Origin of the sequence: Aeromicrobium sp. WCS2018Hpa-31 (assembly GCF_031843905.1) — a bacterium.
Taxonomy (GTDB): domain Bacteria; phylum Actinomycetota; class Actinomycetes; order Propionibacteriales; family Nocardioidaceae; genus Aeromicrobium.
Genome location: NZ_JAVTJF010000011.1, coordinates 77804 through 96860 on the forward strand (window position 1 = coordinate 77804; position 19057 = coordinate 96860).

The 19057-nt window shown below is 71.2% G+C and carries 14 protein-coding genes; 1 reads left to right on the top strand and 13 read right to left on the bottom strand.

Annotated elements, in window-relative coordinates:
• Nucleotides 1-19 precede the first annotated feature (19 nt).
• From RQG84_RS14910 to RQG84_RS14930, 5 genes are all read right to left on the bottom strand, one after another.
• Nucleotides 20-1639, bottom strand: a complete 1620-nt coding sequence (locus RQG84_RS14910; RefSeq protein WP_311210640.1) for a carboxypeptidase regulatory-like domain-containing protein — start codon at nucleotides 1637-1639, stop codon at nucleotides 20-22.
• A 79-nt stretch (nucleotides 1640-1718) separates the two neighbouring features.
• Entirely contained in the window at nucleotides 1719-3089 is a 1371-nt protein-coding gene (locus tag RQG84_RS14915; protein WP_311210641.1) for a replication-associated recombination protein A, read from the bottom strand.
• Nucleotides 3090-3230: 141 nt separating this feature from the next.
• Entirely contained in the window at nucleotides 3231-5003 is a 1773-nt protein-coding gene (aspS, locus tag RQG84_RS14920; RefSeq protein ID WP_311210642.1) for an aspartate--tRNA ligase, read from the bottom strand.
• On the bottom strand, nucleotides 5000-6409 hold the full coding sequence (hisS, locus tag RQG84_RS14925) for a histidine--tRNA ligase (protein ID WP_311210643.1): 1410 nt from the start codon (nucleotides 6407-6409) through the stop codon (nucleotides 5000-5002). The genes aspS and hisS overlap by 4 nt, the downstream gene beginning before the upstream one ends.
• Before the next feature lies 1 nt (nucleotide 6410).
• The gene (locus RQG84_RS14930; protein WP_257728999.1) at nucleotides 6411-7109 is read right to left on the bottom strand and encodes an MBL fold metallo-hydrolase; all 699 of its coding nucleotides are present in this window, start codon (nucleotides 7107-7109) and stop codon (nucleotides 6411-6413) included.
• A 117-nt stretch (nucleotides 7110-7226) separates the two neighbouring features.
• Here RQG84_RS14930 and RQG84_RS14935 point away from each other — a divergent pair, with 117 nt between their 5' ends.
• Nucleotides 7227-8462 (top strand): DUF349 domain-containing protein, encoded by a 1236-nt coding sequence (locus RQG84_RS14935; protein ID WP_311210644.1) that lies wholly within the window; start codon nucleotides 7227-7229, stop codon nucleotides 8460-8462.
• 1071 nt (nucleotides 8463-9533) lie between these two features.
• Here the strand turns inward: RQG84_RS14935 and RQG84_RS14940 are convergent.
• The 8 genes from RQG84_RS14940 to ruvB form a co-directional block, all read right to left on the bottom strand.
• Entirely contained in the window at nucleotides 9534-11108 is a 1575-nt protein-coding gene (locus RQG84_RS14940; RefSeq protein ID WP_311210645.1) for an alkaline phosphatase D family protein, read from the bottom strand.
• A 78-nt stretch (nucleotides 11109-11186) separates the two neighbouring features.
• Nucleotides 11187-13520, bottom strand: a complete 2334-nt coding sequence (locus tag RQG84_RS14945; protein ID WP_396135337.1) for a RelA/SpoT family protein — start codon at nucleotides 13518-13520, stop codon at nucleotides 11187-11189.
• A 200-nt stretch (nucleotides 13521-13720) separates the two neighbouring features.
• Nucleotides 13721-14245 carry an adenine phosphoribosyltransferase gene (locus RQG84_RS14950; RefSeq protein WP_311210646.1) on the bottom strand — a complete coding sequence of 175 codons (525 nt, stop codon included), beginning with the start codon at nucleotides 14243-14245 and terminating at the stop codon, nucleotides 13721-13723.
• A gap of 5 nt (nucleotides 14246-14250) precedes the next feature.
• Nucleotides 14251-14706: a hypothetical protein gene (locus tag RQG84_RS14955; protein WP_055970478.1), complete on the bottom strand. Its 456-nt coding sequence runs from the start codon at nucleotides 14704-14706 to the stop codon at nucleotides 14251-14253.
• Nucleotides 14707-14737: 31 nt separating this feature from the next.
• On the bottom strand, nucleotides 14738-15853 hold the full coding sequence (secF, locus tag RQG84_RS14960; RefSeq protein WP_311210647.1) for a protein translocase subunit SecF: 1116 nt from the start codon (nucleotides 15851-15853) through the stop codon (nucleotides 14738-14740).
• Complete coding sequence (gene secD, locus RQG84_RS14965) at nucleotides 15853-17541, bottom strand: protein translocase subunit SecD (protein ID WP_311210648.1); 1689 nt, start codon at nucleotides 17539-17541, stop codon at nucleotides 15853-15855. Before secD ends, secF begins: the two co-directional genes overlap by 1 nt.
• The gene (gene yajC, locus RQG84_RS14970; RefSeq protein ID WP_311210649.1) at nucleotides 17541-17834 is read right to left on the bottom strand and encodes a preprotein translocase subunit YajC; all 294 of its coding nucleotides are present in this window, start codon (nucleotides 17832-17834) and stop codon (nucleotides 17541-17543) included. The genes secD and yajC overlap by 1 nt, the downstream gene beginning before the upstream one ends.
• A 135-nt stretch (nucleotides 17835-17969) precedes the next feature.
• On the bottom strand, nucleotides 17970-19052 hold the full coding sequence (ruvB, locus tag RQG84_RS14975) for a Holliday junction branch migration DNA helicase RuvB (protein ID WP_311210717.1): 1083 nt from the start codon (nucleotides 19050-19052) through the stop codon (nucleotides 17970-17972).
• Nucleotides 19053-19057 lie beyond the last annotated feature (5 nt).

Consider the following 19057-nt stretch of genomic DNA (forward strand, 5'->3'; position numbering starts at 1 on the left):
CCCCCCCACCGGACGGACCTCAGTAGCGAGGGTCGGCGTAGAAGACGATCCGCGACTTCGTCCGCTTGACCACGTGCACACCGCGGGGGTGCTTCTGACCACCACCCGCCGACACGTTGCCCTCGATGGTCCAGACGTGGCTGCTCGAGACCTTGGTGACGATGCCGACGTGCGACGGGGTGCCCTTGCTGAAGTAGCCGATGTACGCCAGCCGTCCGACCTTCGCGGTCTGCGAGGTCCAACCGCGCTTGCGCTCGGCGTCCAGGAGCTTCTTGTACGACGTGGCCTTGATGATCGAGCCGGGCTTGCCCCCGGCGTGCGCGAGCCACGAGACGAAGAACCCGCACCACGGGTCGTAGCGACCCGTCCGCCCGACCCACTTGTTGTACTTGCTCTTGCGCGGGGACGGCTCGCGGTAGCCGACCTGGGAGCGCGCCACGGCGAGCAGGTCCGCGGCCCCGAGCGTCGACGAGACGGCCGACGTCAGCGTGTCCTTGGCCTTGCTGTTGGTGTAGATCGCGCCGGTGCGGAACTGCTGGAGGCATCCACCCTCGGGCAGCCCGCAGCGGGCGTCGCCCGTCGGCGCACCGAGCGAGCCGGCCGGGCCGCCCCGATCATCGAGCTCCTGCGTCAAGGGTGAGCGCACCACCCACGAGCGCGAGCCCGACCGGATCAGGACCCCGTTCTTGTAGAACTTCCACGTCCGCCCGGCGCCGGAGCGCACCCCGGTGGTGGAGGCGCCGAGCAGGAAGGCCATCGAAGCCTCGCGGGAGGCCAGCGAGCGCTCACCGCCCCCGGGGGTCACGGCCTGCTTGGCCGAGTACCGCGACGTGCTGACCTGGGCCTGGTAGGTGCCGCCGCGACGGTCCGGCGGCGACCACGTGTACCAGCCCGACGAGTTCGTGCGGGCCGTGGCCACCTTGGTGCGCTTCGACCCCGAGGTGCGGTACAACACGACGGTCGCTCCAGCGTCGGGGCGACCGGACGTGGTGAGCACGCGGCCGCGCAGCCAGAAGCTCTCGCCCGTGAGGACGCGTGCGCCGTAGCCGCTGTTGACCAGCAGGCTGACCCACTTGCCCGCCTGCACGGTCAGGGCTGCGGCGCTCGACGTGGAGGCGGCGTGAGTGCTGCTCTCGAGCACCTCGGCGGTGACGGAGTACGTGCCGGCGCTCAGGCCGGCGACGGCGTAGTCGGCCGTGCCGTCGGCTCCGGTGGTGACCTCCGTGGACCGCGGGGTGGGGCCGGAGGCGCTGACCCGCACGGTGGCGCCCGCCAGCGGCGCACCGTCCGTCGTCGCGGTGACGGTCCCGGTCATGGGCTCCTGCGGCGCCTGGGTCCCTGCACCGCGCGCCAGGCTGACGGCCGTGGGTGCGAGAGCGGCTGCCGGTGCGGGCGCGTCCTCGTCAGCGGCGGCCGTCGACTCCTCGACGGGAGCCTGCACGTCGGGCGCCTGCTCGCCGCGTGCCCCCTCCTGCGTCGCGTCCGAGGGCTCCGCGGACGGCGCCGTCGACTCCGCGGAGACCGCCCCCTCGGGACTCGGCACGTCGGCGCCCTGCGCCGGCAGCACGGCGGCTGCCATGGCGACGCAGACGACGACGCTGGTCAGCGTGACGCGAAGGAGGGAACGGTGCGTGTCCATGGGCTGGCTCCGAGACGAGGTACGAAGGACGCCTCACTGTCACACGGCGGCCTCGTTCGCGCCAGCCCGGGACGGGGGGTCAGCGGTCGCGCAGGATCGCCCGGATGCGCTCCAGCCGGTCGGCGACGGCTGCCTCGGCTCCGTGGCGTCCGGGCTCGTAGTAGTCGCGGCCGTCGACGTCGTCGGGTGCGTACTGCTGGGTGACGACACCGCGCGGGTCGTCGTGCGCGTAGCGGTAGTCGTGCCCGTGGCCGAGCTTCTTGGCACCTGCGTAGTGCGCGTCGCGCAGCGCCGGCGGGACGGCACCCACCCGGCCGGCGCGGACGTCGGTCTGGGCGGCGTTGATGGCCTGGACCACGGCGTTCGACTTCGGGGCCGTGGCCAGGTGGATCACGGCCTGGGCCAGCGGGATGCGAGCCTCGGGGAACCCGATCATGGCGACGGCCTGGGCCGTGGCCGTGGCCACGGGCAGCGCCGTGGGGTCGGCCATGCCGATGTCCTCGCTGGCGTGGATCATCAGCCGCCGGGCGATGAAGCGCGGGTCCTCCCCCGCCTCGATCATGCGGGCGAGGTAGTGCAGGGCGGCGTCGACGTCGGACCCGCGGATGCTCTTGATGAAGGCGCTCGTGACGTCGTAGTGCTGGTCGCCCTGCCGGTCGTAGCGCACCGCCGCCTTGTCGACCGCGAGCGCCGCGTCGTCGACCGTGACCTCGAGGCGACCCTGGCTGAGCGTGGCACCGGCGGCGGCCTCGAGGTAGGTGAGGACGCGTCGGCCGTCGCCCCCGGCGAGCCGGACGAGGTGGTCGCGGGCGTCGTCGCTCAGGGAGACCGCCCCGCCGAGACCGCGGGGGTCCTCGACCGCCCGGTCGATCATGGTGGCGACGTCGTCGTCGTCGAGCGACTGCAGGGTCAGCAGGAGCGAACGGCTCAGCAGCGGCGAGATGACGCTGAAGTGGGGGTTCTCCGTGGTGGCGGCCACGAGCGAGACCCACCGGTTCTCGACCCCGGGCAGGAGCGCGTCCTGCTGGGCCTTGGAGAAGCGGTGCACCTCGTCGACGAACAGCACGGTCTCGACGCCGTTCTGCAGCGCCCGGCGGGCACCGGAGATGACGTCGCGGACCTCCTTGACCCCCGCCGAGACTGCCGAGACCTCCATGAAGCGCCGGTTCGTGTGGTTGCTGATGAGCGAGGCGATCGTGGTCTTGCCGGTGCCCGGCGGGCCCCACAGCAGGATGGTGAGCGGCTGGTCGCCGTCGATCACCTGCCGCAGGGGCGACCCGGGAGTGAGCAGGTGCTGCTGGCCCACCAGCTCGTCGAGCGTGCGCGGACGCATGCGCACCGCCAGCGGCGCCGAGGAGTGAGCGTTGCCGGCGAGCGAGCCCGACGAGTCGCGCCTGGCCGCCGGACGGTCGTCCGCCGCGGGCAGGTCGAACAGTCCGTCGTCGCTCACCCCGCGAGCCTAGTCACCGACGCCGACACCTCCCCCATCGGTGGATCGGCAACATCAGACCGCGCATCGGTGGATCGGCAACCGCAGACGACGCCCAGATGTTGCCCGGCCACCGATGACGGCGGACGGACGCGACGGGAGTCAGGCCTCCGGCGCCTCCGCCTCCCCCTCTTCTTCCGGCACTGCGTCGACGCCGGCCTCCTTGCGCTGCTCCGGCGTGATGGGGGCCGGGGCGGCGGTGAGGGGGTCGTAGCCGCCACCGGACTTCGGGAAGGCGATGACGTCGCGGATGGAGTCCGTGCCCGCCAGCAGGCCGACGGTGCGGTCCCACCCGAACGCGATGCCGCCGTGCGGCGGGGCGCCGAAGGCGAAGGCGTCGAGCAGGAAGCCGAACTTCTCCTGCGCTTCTTCCTCGCCGATGCCCATGATCTCGAAGACCCGCTTCTGCACGTCGGGACGGTGGATACGGATGGACCCGCCACCGACCTCGTTGCCGTTGCACACGATGTCGTAGGCCTGGGCGATCGAGCTGCCGGGATCGGCCAGCGTGGCCGGATCCTGGGGCGCCGTGAAGGCGTGGTGCACGGCGGTCCACTCGCCACCTCCCACGGCGACGTCGCCGGAGTCGAGGTCGCTCACGGCCTCGAACATCGGCCAGTCGACGACGAAGCAGAACGCCCACGCCGACTCGTCGATGAGGTTCTCGCGGCGGGCGATCTCGATGCGGGCCGCTCCGAGCAGCTGACGCATCTGCTTGACCGGACCGGCCGAGAAGTAGATGGCGTCGCCGGGCTTCGCGCCGACGGCCTCCACCAGTCCGTCGCGCTCGGCTTCGGACAGGTTCTTGGCGACGGGGCCGCCGAGCGTCCCGTCCTCGCCGACGAGCACGTAGGCCAGACCACGCGCACCGCGCTGCTTGGCCCACTCCTGCCAGCCGTCGAGCGTGCGGCGTGCCTGCGAGCCGCCGCCTGGGTGCACCACGGCACCGACGTACGGCGCCTGGAACACCCGGAACGGGGTGTCCTTGAAGTAGTCGGTCAGCTCCACGAGCTCGAGGTCGAAGCGCAGGTCGGGCTTGTCGGAGCCGTAGCGACGCATCGCGTCGGCGTAGGTGATGCGCGGGAACGGGCGCGGGAGCTCGACGTCGATGAGCTTCCAGAGCTCGGCGTAGACCTCCTCGGCCAGGGCGATCACGTCGTCCTGGTCGACGAAGCTCATCTCGATGTCGAGCTGGGTGAACTCCGGCTGACGGTCGGCACGGAAGTCCTCGTCGCGGTAGCAGCGCGCGATCTGGTAGTACCGCTCCAGGCCGCCGACCATGAGCAGCTGCTTGAACAGCTGGGGGCTCTGCGGCAGGGCGTACCAGCTGCCGGGGCGCAGGCGCGCGGGCACGAGGAAGTCGCGAGCGCCCTCGGGCGTGGAGCGGGTGAGGGTGGGCGTCTCGACCTCGACGAAGTCGTGACGCTCCAGCACCTGACGGGCCACGGCGTTGACCTTGCTGCGCAGCCGGATGGCGTGCGCAGGGGCGGGCCTGCGCAGGTCGAGGTAGCGGTAGCGCAGACGCGCCTCCTCCCCCACTTCCACGTGCTCGTCGATAGGGAACGGCAACGGTGCCGACGCGCTGAGGATCTCGACGTCGCTCGCGATGACCTCGATCTCGCCGGTGGGGATCGCGGCGTTCTCGTTGCCCTCGGGTCGCTTCTCGACGGTGCCGACGATCTTCAGGCAGAACTCCGAGCGGAGCTGGTGGGCGACCTCCTCGCGCACCACCACCTGCACGACGCCGCTGGCCTCGCGCAGGTCGATGAATGCGACGCCGCCGTGGTCACGTCGGCGCGCGACCCATCCGGCGAGGGTGACCTGGTCGCCGACGTTGGCGGCGGTCAGGCTTCCGGCGTCGTGGGTGCGGATCACGGCGAGGTCTCCTTCGAGAGGGGGGTCCCGACGACGGTGGGCGTCAGGTCGTGAGCGGGGGGCGTCCAGGTGTCGGGGTCGACCTCGACCTGGTCGCCGGTGCGGATGTCCTTGACACTAGGCGGTTCGCCCGGGAAGAGGACGTACGGGATGCCGCGGCGCTCGGCGGTGCGGATCTGCTTGCCGAACTTCTGCGCGGCGGCGGACACCTCGGTGGGGATGCCACGGGAGCGCAACCGCTGGGCCAGCGAGTCGCTGGCCGGTCGGGACTCCTCGTCGGTGACCGCGACGAGCACGGCGGACGGGACGGGCCGGCTGCTCGTGAGCCCGTCGGCGACGAGAGGCACCAGCAGGCGCGAGAGGCCGAGCGAGATGCCGACGCCCGGGTACGTGCGCTTCCCATCGGAGGCGAGCTCGTCGTAGCGACCACCGGAGCACACGGAGCCGAGCTGCTCGTGGCCGTTCATGCGGGTCTCGAAGACCGTGCCGGTGTAGTAGTCCAGGCCTCGGGCGATGCGGAGGTCGGCGGTGACCCGGACGCCCTCGACGTCGGCGCACGCGGCCACCACGGAGGCGAGCTCGTCGAGGCCCTCGTCGAGCAGCGGGTGCTGCACGCCCAGCGCGCGGACACGCTCCACGAACGAGGTGTCCTCGGTGCTGATCTCGGCGAGCGCGAGGCAGGCGCGTGCGGAGGCGTCGTCGAGACCGGCCTCGGCCAGGAGCTCCAGGACCTTCTCGCCCGGCAGCTTGTCCAGCTTGTCGACGACCTGCATGACGGCGGTCGGCGTGGCCACCCCGAGCCCGAGGTAGAAGCCCTCGAGCACCTTGCGGTTGCTCACCTGGAGCGTGAACAGCTCCTCCGGAGCCGCCCGGAGCCCGGCACCCCCGCCGGGGGTCGTCCCCGCGCCGAGACCGAGGACCGTCGCCACGGCCGCCAGTGCCTCGGCCATCACCCGCGCGACCTCGACGTCGGCGTGGAAGGGCAGGGTCCCGTCGCCGACGATGTCGATGTCGGCCTGGGTGAACTCACGGAACCGACCCTGCTGCGGTCGCTCGCCCCGCCAGACCTTCTGGATCTGGTAGCGCCGGAACGGGAACTCCAGCTTGCCGGCGTTCTCGACCACGTAGCGCGCGAACGGGACGGTGAGGTCGAAGTGCAGGGCGAGCGCGTCGGACCGCGATGCCGACGACGTTCCCGGGGAGGCGTCGTCGTGGATGCGACGCACGACGTAGACCTCCTTGTCGATCTCGCCCTTGCGCAGCAGCGTCTCGACCGGCTCGACCGCACGCGTCTCGACGTTGGCGAAGCCGTGCAGCTCGAACACGCGACGCAGGGCGTCGGTGACGGCCAGCTCGACCGCACGGTCGGCGGGCAGGAGCTCGGGGAACCCGCTCAGCTTCGCCACGTCAGGCCTCCTTCAGATCGGCCAGGAAGGGGTTGGTGGCCCGCTCGCGTCCGATGGACGTCTGCGGCCCGTGCCCGGGGAGCACGACGACGTCGTCCGGCAGCGGGAGGATGCGCTCGCGCAGGCTGGTGAGCATCTGGTCGTGGTCACCGCCGGTGAGGTCGGTCCGTCCGATCGACCCGGCGAACAGGAAGTCGCCGGAGAACATCACCTGCGACACGTCTTCGGGGCCGTCCCAGTCCACCCGGTAGTAGACGGTGCCCGGGGTGTGCCCGGGCACGTGGTCGACGCTGATCCGCAGCCCGTCGACCTCCACGACCGCACCGTCGACCGCGTCGCGGACGTCGTCGGGCTCGCGGAACTCCGGCAGGTCGTCGAGGCCGAACTGGGCGCGCAGCATCGCCGCCGACGGTCCGGAGATCGCGGCCATCGGGTCGGCCAGGAGGTGCCGGTCGGCGGGGTGGATCCACACCGGTGCGTCGAGCTCGCGGGCCACGTCCTGCGCGCACCACATGTGGTCGAAGTGGCCGTGGGTGATGAGCACGGCGTCGACCGTCAGCCGGTGCTCGGCGACGACCTGGCGCACGCCCTCGATCGAGTCCATGCCCGGATCGACGACGGCGCAGCCGGTGCCGGGACCTCGGGCCACGACGTAGCAGTTGGCCTGGAGCGGGCCGGCGGGGAAGGACGTGAGCAGCACGCACCACAGGGTACGCGGGGCTGCGACGTCGGATCGCCCGGCGGTTCGTCCGGGGCGGCGACGCCCAGGCGACGCCGGGGTGGTCACGCCCAGGTGGTGTCCTCCTAGACTGTCGCCATGACCTCTGCCGCCGAGCATCCGTGGGGCCGCGTCGACGCCGAAGGAAGGGTCTTCGTCAAGACCGGTGACTCCGAGCGCGAGATCGGCGAGTGGAAGGTGGGAGAACCTGCCGAGGGTCTCGCCTTCTACGTCCGTCGCTTCGAGGGCCTCGAGACCGAGGTCGACCTGCTGGAGAAGCGCCTGACCACCGGTGCGCTCTCGCCCGACGAGGCGGCCAAGGCCGTCGCCAAGGTGCGCGGCGAGGTGGCCGACGCTGCCGCGATCGGCGACCTCGCGTCGCTCGACGCGCGCCTGGACGCGCTCGCTCCCGCGATCGAGAAGCAGCGCGAGGAGCGTCGGGCCGAGCGTGAGGCCAAGGTGGCCGAGGCGACCGTGGCCAAGACCCGCATCGTCGAGGAGGCCGAGAAGATCGCCTCGGGCCAGGACTGGCGCGCCGGGGCCGACCGGCTCCGCGCCCTCCTGGAGGAGTGGAAGGCGCTCCCCCGCCTCAGCAAGTCCGCCGACGACGAGCTGTGGCACCGCTTCAGCGCCGCCCGCACCTCGTTCACCCGCAAGCGCAAGACGCACTTCGCCGAGCAGAACACCCAGCGCGAGGCGGCGCAGAAGGTCAAGGAGAAGCTGATCGTCGAGGCCGAGGCGCTGTCCTCCTCGACCGAGTGGGGTCCGACGTCGGGCAAGTACCGCGACCTCATGACCGAGTGGAAGAAGGCGGGCTCCGCCCCGCGCAACGTCGAGGACAAGCTCTGGAAGCGGTTCCGAGCCGCCCAGGACGTCTTCTTCCAGGCCCGCGACGCCGCGAACGCCGCGCTCGACGAGGAGTTCGCCGCCAACGCCGTGGTCAAGGAGCAGATCCTGATCGAGGCCGAGGCGCTGCTGCCGATCACCGACCTCGACGCCGCCCGCAAGGCGCTGCACGACATCGCCGACCGCTGGGAGGCCGCCGGCAAGGTCCCGCGCGGCCGGGTCAAGGAGCTCGAAGGGCGTCTGCGCACGGTCGAGCAGGCTGTACGTGCCGCCGGTGAGCAGGAGTGGAAGCGCTCGGACCCGGAGAAGTCGGCCCGCGCCGACGACATGATCGGCAAGCTTCAGCGCGCCATCGACGAGACCCGCGAGTCCCTCGCCAAGGCCGAGGCCGCCGGCGACGCCCGCAAGGTGAAGGACCTGACGCAGAAGCTCGAGTCGAACGAGTCGTTCCTCGCGATGGCCCAGAAGGCCGCGTCCGACTACAGCTGAGCTGCGTCGGCCGGGTCGTCGGCTCGGCCGGGTCGGGCAGGATCCTGCGTTCGCGCGCCATTGCTCGATGGATGGTGCCAGTGCGCCCCAGCCGCGGCTGCGCTGCTGCTGGTGGGTCGTTCGTTGCGGCTGCGCTGCTGCTGGTGGGTCGTTCGTTGCTGCTGCGCTCCTACTGGGGGGTCGTTCCTTGCGGCTGCGTTGCTGTGGCTGCGAGTCGACCTGCTCTCCGAAAGGGCCTCGACCGGCGGACGGGTCCGGGCGCGGGTCGGGCTCTCGGAGCGTGGCTCGGGGTGACGCAAGATTCTGCGTTCGTGCATGAAGGGTCGAAGGATGCTGCGTTCACTACGGGATCCCGTCACCAACGCAGCATCGTTCGGGTTGTTGCGCGCGAAGGCAGAATCCTGCGTCCGCCGGAGGTCCTCGTGCGGCGGGTGGGCAGGGGTTCTCCGTTTGCGCGGACCGTTCCACGAAGAAGGAGAATCACTGCCCTCCAGGGCGCCATGCGTCGCCACGATTCTCCCTTCGCGAGGCACGGTCCACGAGAAGGAAGAATCGTGCGTGAATCCCGCACAGATGAAGAATCGTGGCCGCGCCCCGCAGACCCAACCGAGCCCAGTCCCCCGCTCCGGTCAAGGCCCTCTCGGAGACCACACCGACTCGCAGCCACAGTGACGCAGCAGCAAGCGGGGACCCGGCCACGCCCCGCAGACCCAACCGAGCCCAGTCCCCCGCTCCGGTCGAGGCCCTCTCGGAGACCACCCCGACGCGAAGCCACAACGACGCAGCAGCAAGCGAAGACCCCGCCACGCCCCGCAGACCCAACCGAGCCCAGTCCCCCGCTCCGGGTCAAGGCCTCGCGGAGCGCAGGTCCACTCGCAGCCACAGCGACGCAGCAGCAAGAGAGAACCCGGCCGCGACCCGCAAACCCAACCGGGCCCAGTCCCACCGCCCCGCTCAAGGCCCTCTCGGAGACCACCCCGACGCGAAGCCACAACGACGCAGCAGCAAGCGGAGTACCCAGCCGCACGAGGCGACGGAGCCGGACCGACTCACCCGAGGGACGGGACCGACTCAGCGACGCTGCGCCTCCAGCGTGCGTGAGTACAGGCCCCGGCCCTCGACGTCGCGCAGCGTGACCGTCAGGGCACGGGTCCGGGCATCGATCTCGACCTCGCCGAAGAACTGGTAGCCGCCGGCGGGTCCGGTGTTCGCCACGGGCGGGGCGCTCACGAACTCGGCGCGCGGTCCGAAGGTGTCGTCGAGCGCGTTCGGCCCGAAGGCACCGGCGTTGAGCGGCCCGGAGACGAACTCCCAGAACGGGTCGAACCTCTGGTAGCTCGCGCGGTCGGGCGAGTAGTGGTGGGCGGCGGTGTAGTGCACGTCCGCCGTCAGCCACACGTGGTTGCGGATGCCCGCGTCCTGGAGCGCGGTGAGCACCCGCGCCACGTCCTGCTCGCGACCGAGAGGTGCGCCGGGGTCGCCCTGGGCGATGCCTTCCTGCGCCGCTGCGCCGTCGGGCACCACGAGGCCGATCGGCAGGTCGGCCGCGATCACCTTCCACGTGGCGCGCGACGCACGGAGCTCGCGGACGAGCCACCGTGTCTGCTCCTCCCCCAGCACGCCGCCGTCGCGTCGGGTCTCGTCGTTGGCGGTGTTGGGGTCCTTGCGCGTGCGCATGTCGAGCACGAACACGTCGAGCAGCGGCCCCTGGTGCAGCACGCGGTAGACGCGCCCCACGCGGTCCGGCGAGATCTCGGCCACCGGCACGTAGTCGTGGAAGGCGCGGCGGGCACGCGAGGCGAGCACGTCCACCCGACGCTCGGTGTACCGCGGGTCGTCGAGCACCTCTCCGGGGTACCAGTTGTTGGTCACCTCGTGGTCGTCCCACTGGGTCACCTGGGCGGTGCTCGCCAGGAAGGCCCGCCAGTTGTCGGCCTCGAGGTTGTAGCGGTACTGGCCGCGGAACTCGGCCAGGGTCTCGGCGACCTTCTCCTTCTCCGGGGTCACGAGGTTCCTCCAGGTGCGCCCGTCCGGCAGCGTGACCGTGGGCTGCAGCGGCCCGTCGGCGTAGACGGTGTCACCGCTGCACAGGAAGAAGTCGGCGTCGCGTCGCGCCATCGCGTCGGCGATGCGGTAGCCCCCGTACTCGGGGTTGGCGCCCCACCCCTGCCCCGCGACGTCTCCGGACCACAGGAAGCGGACGTCCCGTCGGGAGCCGCCGAGCGTGCGCAGGCGGCCCGCCACCGGACGTCCGGAGCGCCGCGGGTCGTGCAGGTCGACGGCGCGCACGCGGTAGTGCACGTCGGTGCCCGGCGGCAGGCCGCGCAAGGCCCACTGCCCGGTCAGGTCGGTCTCCGGCGTCACACGTGGTCCCTGCACGGTCACGGCGCGCCGGAAGGACGGGTCGCGCGAGATCTCGGCCACCAGACGCGCCGGACGGTCCGCACGCCCCCACAACGTCGCCTGGCCGGCGTGCACGTCGCCGGCCTGCACACCGTGCGTGAGCTCCGGCCTGCCGCGACGCACCAGTGCCGGTACGCCGCGTGCCGACGCAGGACCGCCGCCGAGCAGCACCCCGCCGGTCGTGAGTGCGGCCAGGGCCGCGGAACGGACAGCGGTGCGACGGTCGATCTCCCCCGAGGTCATGACTCGAGCGTCACCGAGCGAAGCGACGACCGGGTGACCACCGGGTGACCACCGAGCGGCCGGTCACACCGCCCGACGTCACTGCGTGACGCGGTAGACGTCGAAGACGCCCTCGATGGTGCGGACGGCCGCGAGCACGTGGTCCAGGTGCTTGGGGTCGCCCATCTCGAAGCTGAACTTGCTCTTGGCCACACGGTCGCGCCCGGTGGAGAGCGCGGCGGACAGGATGTTCACGTGCTGGTCGGAGATGATCCGCGTGATGTCGCTCAGCAGACGAGGACGGTCGAGCGCCTCCACCTGGATCGCCACGAGGAACGTGCTGTGCGCGTTGGGCGCCCACTGGACCGGGACCAGCCGCTCGGGCTGCGACCTCAGCGACTGCAGGTTGACGCAGTCCCTGCGGTGCACCGACACGCCGGAGCCGCGCGTCACGAAGCCCTCGATCACGTCGCCCGGGACCGGGGTGCAGCAGCGTGCGAGCTTGACCATCACGTCGCCCGAGACGCCTTCGACCAGCACGCCTGCCTGGCCGTCGGCCCGCTGGCGGCGCGAGCCGCTGCCGGGGATGACGGTGGCCTCCGCGAGGTCCTCCTCGGCACCGTCGCGCCCGCCCGAGAGGGAGATGACCCGCTCCACCACGTTCTGCGCGCCGACGTTGTTCTCCCCCACCGCGGCGTAGAGCGCCGACACGTCGGGCAGGTTGAGGTCCTTGGCGATCGCGTCGAGCGTGTCGTGCTTGAAGATGCGGTGCAGCGGCAGGTTCTCCTTGCGCATCTGCTTGGCGATGAGGTCACGACCGCGCTCGATCGCCTCCTCGCGACGCTCCTTGGTGAACCACTGCCGGATCTTGTTGCGGGCGCGGGGGCTCTTGACGAACTCGAGCCAGTCGCGGCTGGGTCCGGCGTCCTGCGACTTGGACGTGAAGACCTCCACCACGTCACCGGTCTTGAGCTCGGACTCCAGCGACACCAGCCGCCCGTTCACCCGTGCACCGATGCAGGCGTGCCCGACCTCGGTGTGCACGGCGTAGGCGAAGTCGACGGGCGTGGCCTCGGCCGGGAGCTGGATGACGTCGCCGCGCGGCGTGTACGCGTACACGCCGACGCTGTTCATCTCGAAGCGCAGGTTGTCGAGGAAGTCGACGGAGTCCTCGGTCTCGGACTGCCACTGGACCAGCTCGCGCAGCCAAGCCATGTCGTCGCTGCCGGGGCTGGCGCCCTTGGCCGTGGACGGGTTCGCGCTCCCGTCCTCCTTGTACTTCCAGTGCGCCGCCACGCCGTACTCGGCGCGACGGTGCATGGCGCGGGTGCGGATCTGCAGCTCCACCGGCTTGCCCTGCGGGCCGATCACCGACGTGTGCAGCGACTGGTACATGTTGAACTTCGGGACCGAGATGTAGTCCTTGAAGCGGCCGGGGATGGGGTTCCACCGGGCGTGCAGGACCCCGAGCACGCCGTAGCAGTCGGCCACGGTGTCGACGAGGATCCGGACGCCGACGAGGTCGAAGATGTCGGTGAACTCGCGCTCGCGCACCAGCATCTTCTGGTAGATCGAGTAGTAGTGCTTGGGGCGGCCGCTGACGGTGGCCTTGATCTTGGCGTGGCGCAGGTCGGACTCGACGTCGCCGATCACGCGCTCGAGGAACTGCCCGCGCGACGGTGCCCGGTCGGCCACGAGGCGCACGATCTCGTCGTAGACCTTGGGGTGCAGGGTCGCGAACGCGAGGTCCTCGAGCTCCCACTTGATGGTGTTCATGCCCAGCCGGTGGGCCAGGGGGGCGAAGATCTCGACCGTCTCGCGCGCGATCCGCTCCTGCTTGTCCTGCCGCAGGTAGCGCAAGGTGCGCATGTTGTGCAGGCGGTCGGCGAGCTTGATGACGAGGACCCTGATGTCGCGACTCATCGCCACGACCATCTTGCGGATCGTCTCGGACTGCGCGGAGTCGCCGTACTTGACCTTGTCGAGCTTGGTCACGCCGTCGACGAGCAGGGCCACCTCGTCGCCGAAGTCCACGCGCAGCTTGTCGAGCGTGTAGGGCGTGTCCTCGACGGTGTCGTGCAGGAGCGCCGCGCACAGGGTGGGACCGGTCATGCCCAGCTCGGCCAGGATGGTGGACACCGCGAGCGGGTGGGTGATGTAGGGGTCACCGCTCTTGCGGGTCTGCCCCTCGTGCATGCGCTCGGCGATCTCGTACGCCTTGCGGATGACGTCGACGTCGGCCTTGGGGTGGTTCTCGCGGTACACCGCGAGCAAGGGGTCGAGCACCGGGTTCTGCGGCGTCGACCGGCCCCCGATGCGGGCCAGGCGGCTGCGCACGCGGGCACCGGCCGGCGCCTGGTCGACGCGGGCAGGCTCCGGCGGCGCAGCCGTCTCGGCGGCTCCGCCGTGGTCGATGTCGATGCGCTCAGCCACTCAGTGCTCCTGTCGTGCCTTCCATCGTAGGACAGGCCCGATCACCGCGGTCACGGGACGGACCCGACCTCAGAGCAGGACGTCGAGCAGCGTGGCCGCGGCGCCGAGCACCAGGATCGCGACGAGCACGAGGGCGATGGTTCGGGTGTGACGGGGGTTCATGGGTGTCCTGACGGATCGCGGGGTCGACGAGCGAGGGGTCAGTAGCGGCGCAGGCTGACGAGCGGCGTGCCGGAGAGCACGTCCCGGCCACCGAGCGCGCCGATCTCGAGGACCACGACGTTGCCGACGACGGTGCTGCCGCACGCCGCCACGAGCTCGCCGGCCGCGACCAGCGTGCCGCCGGTGGCGAGCACGTCGTCGACGACGACCACCCGGGCACCGGGCGCCAGGGCGTCGGTGTGGATCTCGAGCGTGGCCTCGCCGTACTCCAGCGCGTACGTGGCGCTGTGGGTGTCGGCCGGCAGCTTGCCCTGCTTGCGGACCGGCACGAATCCGACGCCGAGCTCGAGGGCCAGCGGTGCGCCGAAGATGAAGCCACGCGCCTCGACACCCACGACGACGTCGGGCTCGAGGTCGCGCACGGCGTCGCGCAGGGCCGCCGACACGGCCGAGAAGGCCTCGTGGTTCGACAGCAGGGGCGTGACATCACGGAAGGTGACACCCTGCGCCGGCCAGTCCTCGACCGGCCGGACGCAGGCGTCGATGGCCGTGGCCGCGTCCATGGACGTCAGGAGCCGTTGCCGCTCAGGTCGACGTCGCACTCGTCCTTGGCGTGCTTCTCGATGGCGTCGGAGGCCTTCGTGAACTTCTCGTCGCTCAGCTTCTGGAAGTCGGCGGCCAGGCCCTGGAGCTTGGCCATGTCGACGCCCTCGGGCAGCTCGCCCTGCTGGACCTTCGCGAGGTCCTCGAGCTTGATGCCCGCGTCGTCGAGGGACTTCTCGACCGACGTGATGCCGTCGTCGAGCACCTTCCAGTCGGACTCGACGTCGGAGGGGGCCTCGTCCGCGAGCTTGTGGAAGGTGGCGAAGGCCTTGTCGATCTGCCCGAGGTCGCTGCCCTCGAGGGAGTCGAACTCCTTCGTGGCGGACTTGAGGTCGGAGCAGTAGGCGCTGCTCCCGGATCCACAGGCGGTCAGGGTCGTGGCGGCGGCGAGCACGGCGCCGGCGAGAGCGAGCTTCTTCATGCGCGCAAGCATGTCATGGCCGCCTGAGAGCTCAGGACCGCCCCGCTCCGCCCTGACCGGTGCCGCCGCGCTTGCGTGACGACCGCGGACCTCGCGTCGGCTGGCGCCGACCTCCCGCTCCCGCCCCGGACGCCACCGGCACCGCCTCGCTCGCGCTGGGCGCCGCGGCGTCCTTCTCCCGCCGGGCGAGCACGCGCCCGGTGTGGGCCGCGACCGCCGGGTCACGCTCGCGCAGCTGCACGGCGAGCGGTGTCGCGATGCAGATGGAGGAGTAGGTCCCGGCGGCCATGCCGATGAACAGCGCGAGGGCGAGGTCCTTCAGCGGCCCCTGGCCCAGCACGAACGTGCCGACGACGAGCAGCGCCAGGACGGGCAGCAGCGCGGTGATGGACGTGTTCACCGAGCGCACGAGCGTCTGGTTGACGGCGAGGTTCGCCTGCTCTGCGTAGGTACGACGCGACGAGGCGAGCACGCCGTGCGTGTTCTCGCGCACCTTGTCGTAGACGACCACGGTGTCGTACAGCGAGTAGCCCAGGATCGTCAGGAAGCCGGTGACCGTGGCCGGCGTGACCTCGAAGCCGGACCACGCGTAGACACCCGCGGTGATGAGGACGTCGTGGGCGAGCGCCACGAGCGCCGCGAGCGACATGCGCCAGTCACGGAAGTAGGCGGCGATGAAGATGACGACCACGACCAGGAAGACGGCGAGGCCGGTGAGCGCCTTGCTGGCCACCTGCTTGCCCCACGACGGCCCGATGAGGTTCTGGCTCACCTCCTGGGCGCCCGCGTCGGTCAGGGCCTTCTCGAGCACCGACGTCTCGTCCTGGCTGAGGGCGCGGACGTCGATCCGGACGGTGTCGGAGCCGGAGGTCGTGACGATCGGGTCACCCGCGGCGGGGACGTCGGCGTCCTCGATCGCCTGGGAGAGGGCGTCGGCGGTGGCCGCATCGGCCTTCTGCACCTTGGCGGTCAGCTCGACGCCGCCCTTGAACTCGATGCCGAGGTTGAAGCCCTGCACGACGAAGCCGAGCGTGGAGGCGACGATGATGAGGACGGAGATCGAGTACCAGAGCCGACGCCGCCCGACGAAGTCGACCGAGACCCGCCCGGTGTAGAGGTGCTGGCCGAAGCTGCTGATGCGTCCCATCAGGATCGTCCTCCCGTGGTGCTGCCGGGTGTCGGGGCCCGGTCCGGACGGCGGACCGGCCCCGTGCGGTCGACGGCCCGGTCCCCGATGCCGAGGTGGGCCGCGTCGAAGCCGGACAGCTTGTGGCCGCGACCGAAGAACGTGGTGCGCGCCAGGAGCGACATGAGCGGCTTGGTGAACAGGAACACCACGATCACGTCGATCACCGTGGTGAGACCCAGCGCGAAGGCGAACCCGCGGACGACGCCGATCGCGAAGATGAACAGGATCACCGCCGCCAGCAGCGAGACACCGTCCGCGGCCAGGATGGTGCGGCGCGCGCGCTCCCAGCCGGACTCGACGGCCAGGCGCAGCGACTTGCCGTCGCGCACCTCGTCGCGGATCCGTTCGAACAGGACGATGAACGAGTCCGCGGTGATGCCGATGGCCACGATGAGGCCCGCGATGCCGGGCAGGGTCAGCGTGAAGCCGAGCGACTTCCCGAGCAGCAGCACCATGGCGTAGGTGGACGCACCGGCGACGAGCAGCGAGCCGATGGCCACGAGCCCGAGCGCGCGGTAGTAGAGCAGCAGGTACGCCATCACGAGCACGAGCCCGATGGCCCCGGCGACGATGCCGGCCTCCAGCTGGGACCCTGCGAGCGAGGGGCCCTCGACGGACACCCCGTTCACCTCGAAGGTGAGGGGCAGCGCCCCGTACTTCAGCTGGTTGGCCAGCGACTGCGACGTGGACTGCGTGAACCCGCCGGAGATCTGCGAGCTGCCGTTGGTGAAGTGGCCGTTGGTGGTCGGGGCGCTCAGCACCTCGCCGTCGAGCACGATCGCGAAGCGCGACGCGGCCTGGTTGCCGGCCTGCTCCTGCTGGAACAGCGCGTCGGTGATGGCGTCGAAGGCCTCGGTCCCGGCCTTGCGCAGCTCGATCGCCACGACCCACTCGACGGAGCCCTGGGGCACGACGGCGTCCGCACTCTTGACCTGGGTGCCCTCGATGACGGTGGGGCTGAGGATCATCGTCTCGCCCGTGGACGGGTCGCAGGAGACGATCGGCTCGTCCGGCACGTCGTCGACCGCGAGGTCGTCCTTCGTGCACCGGAACCCCGCCAGCTCGGTCTGCAGCGCCTCGGCGGCCGAGGCGTAGTCCTTCGGCAGCGAGTCCAGACCCTGGGTCTCCGCGGCGATGAGCTGGTCGAGCGAGAGCTTCGACCAGTCCGCCGCGCTCACGGTCCTGGCCGCCGCCGCGACCGCCTTCTGGTCCGGCGCCTGGGTCGCGCTCTGCCCCGACCCCCAGAGCAGACGGAAGCGCAGCTGAGCGGTGCGACCCACCTCGTCGACGATGTTGCCCTTGCGCTGCCCCGGGATCTCGATGACCACCTGGTTGCCACCCTGCGTGGAGACCTCGGCCTCGCTCACCCCCGTGGCGTTGACCCGCTGGTCGATGATGTCCCGAGCCTCCTGCAGCTTGGCCTGCGTGACGTCACCGGAGGACGCCTCGGCCTGCAGGGTGATCCGGGTGCCGCCCTGCAGGTCGAGCCCGAGCCTGGGCTTCCAGACCCCGCCGCCGTCCTTGAGGTCGAGCCCTGCCAGCAGTCCGAACAGGGCGATCAGGAGGGCGAGGAACAGCAGCAGCGTGCGTCGCGGACGCGGGATGCCGGCGCTGTTCCTGCCGGGACGGGGCGCGGGTCTGGCCATCAGTCGATCGGGCTCTCCGGTTCGGTGGTCGGGCTCGGGTCGACGACCTTCGCGACGGCCTGGCGGTTGACGGTGATCACCGTGTTCGGGGCGATGCGCAGCTCGGCCTCGGTGTCGCCCAGCGACACGAGCTCGCCGAAGATGCCGCTGGCGAGCATGACCCGGCGGCCCGGCTCGAGCGCGGTCTGGGTGGCGAGGTAGTCCTTCTGGCGAGCCCGCGCGGGGCGCATGACCAGGAGGTAGAAGATGACCAGCAGGAGGACGAGCGGGATGAAGCTGTAGACATCGGACACGAGATTGCTCCATCGAAGGGAATGACGTCCGCACAGCGGACCTGGCACGGGGCCAGGGAGTAGTTTAGACATGCAACCAAGCCCGGCGGCCCTGTCCATGCTTCCACGGACGGTGCCCGGGTCGAGCAGGTGCCTCTAGGCCGGGTCCGCGGCGTCGTCGAGCGGCAGCTGGTCGGTCCCGGCGGGCGCCGCCAGGCCGAGGTGCCGCCAGGCAGCAGGCGTCGCGATGCGCCCGCGGGGTGTCCGCGCGAGGAAGCCCAGGCGCACGAGGAAGGGCTCGGCGAGCTCCTCGACGGTCTCGCGCTCCTCACCGACGGCGACCGCGAGCGTGCTGATGCCGACCGGTCCCCCGCCGAAGCTGGCGCACAGCGCCTGGAGCACCGCCCGGTCCAGACGGTCCAGACCGAGGTCGTCGACCTCGTACAGGGCGAGCGCGCTGCGAGCCTCGCCGTGCCCGACGGTGCCGTCACCGCGCACCTGGGCGTAGTCACGCACCCGCCTCAGCAGGCGGTTGGCGATGCGCGGGGTCCCACGCGAGCGGGACGCGATCTCGTGGGAGCCGTCGTCGGAGATCGTCAGGTCGAGCAGTCGCGCGGACCGCTCGACGATGCGCTTGAGCTCGGCCGACTCGTAGTAGTCCAGCTGGGCCGTGAAGCCGAACCGGTCGCGCAGGGGTCCGGGCAGCAGTCCCGCCCGAGTGGTGGCCCCGACGACGGTGAAGGGCGGGATCTCGAGGGGGATGGCCGTGGCACCCGGGCCCTTGCCGACGATGACGTCGACCCGGAAGTCCTCCATGGCCATGTAGAGGAGCTCCTCGGCCGGGCGCGACATGCGGTGGATCTCGTCGATGAACAGGACGTCGCCCTCGTCGACACCGGAGAGGATCGCCGCGAGGTCGCCGGCGTGCTGGATCGCGGGCCCGCTGGTGAGCCGCAGGTGGGCGCCGAGCTGGTGGGCGATGATCATGGCGATCGTGGTCTTGCCCAGGCCGGGCGGGCCCGACAGCAGCACGTGGTCGGGGGTCCGCCCCCTCCCCTGGGCCGCCTCGAGCACGAGGGACAGCTGCTCGCGCACGCGCTCCTGGCCGACGAGCTCCTCGAGCGTGCGAGGACGCAGGGCCGCGTCGAACGCCCGGTCGTCGGGCGTGGCCTCGGCGAGGACCGCATCGAGCCCGTCGACGTCGTAGGCGGATGCCTCGGGGTAGGAGTCGTCGTGCACGCCGC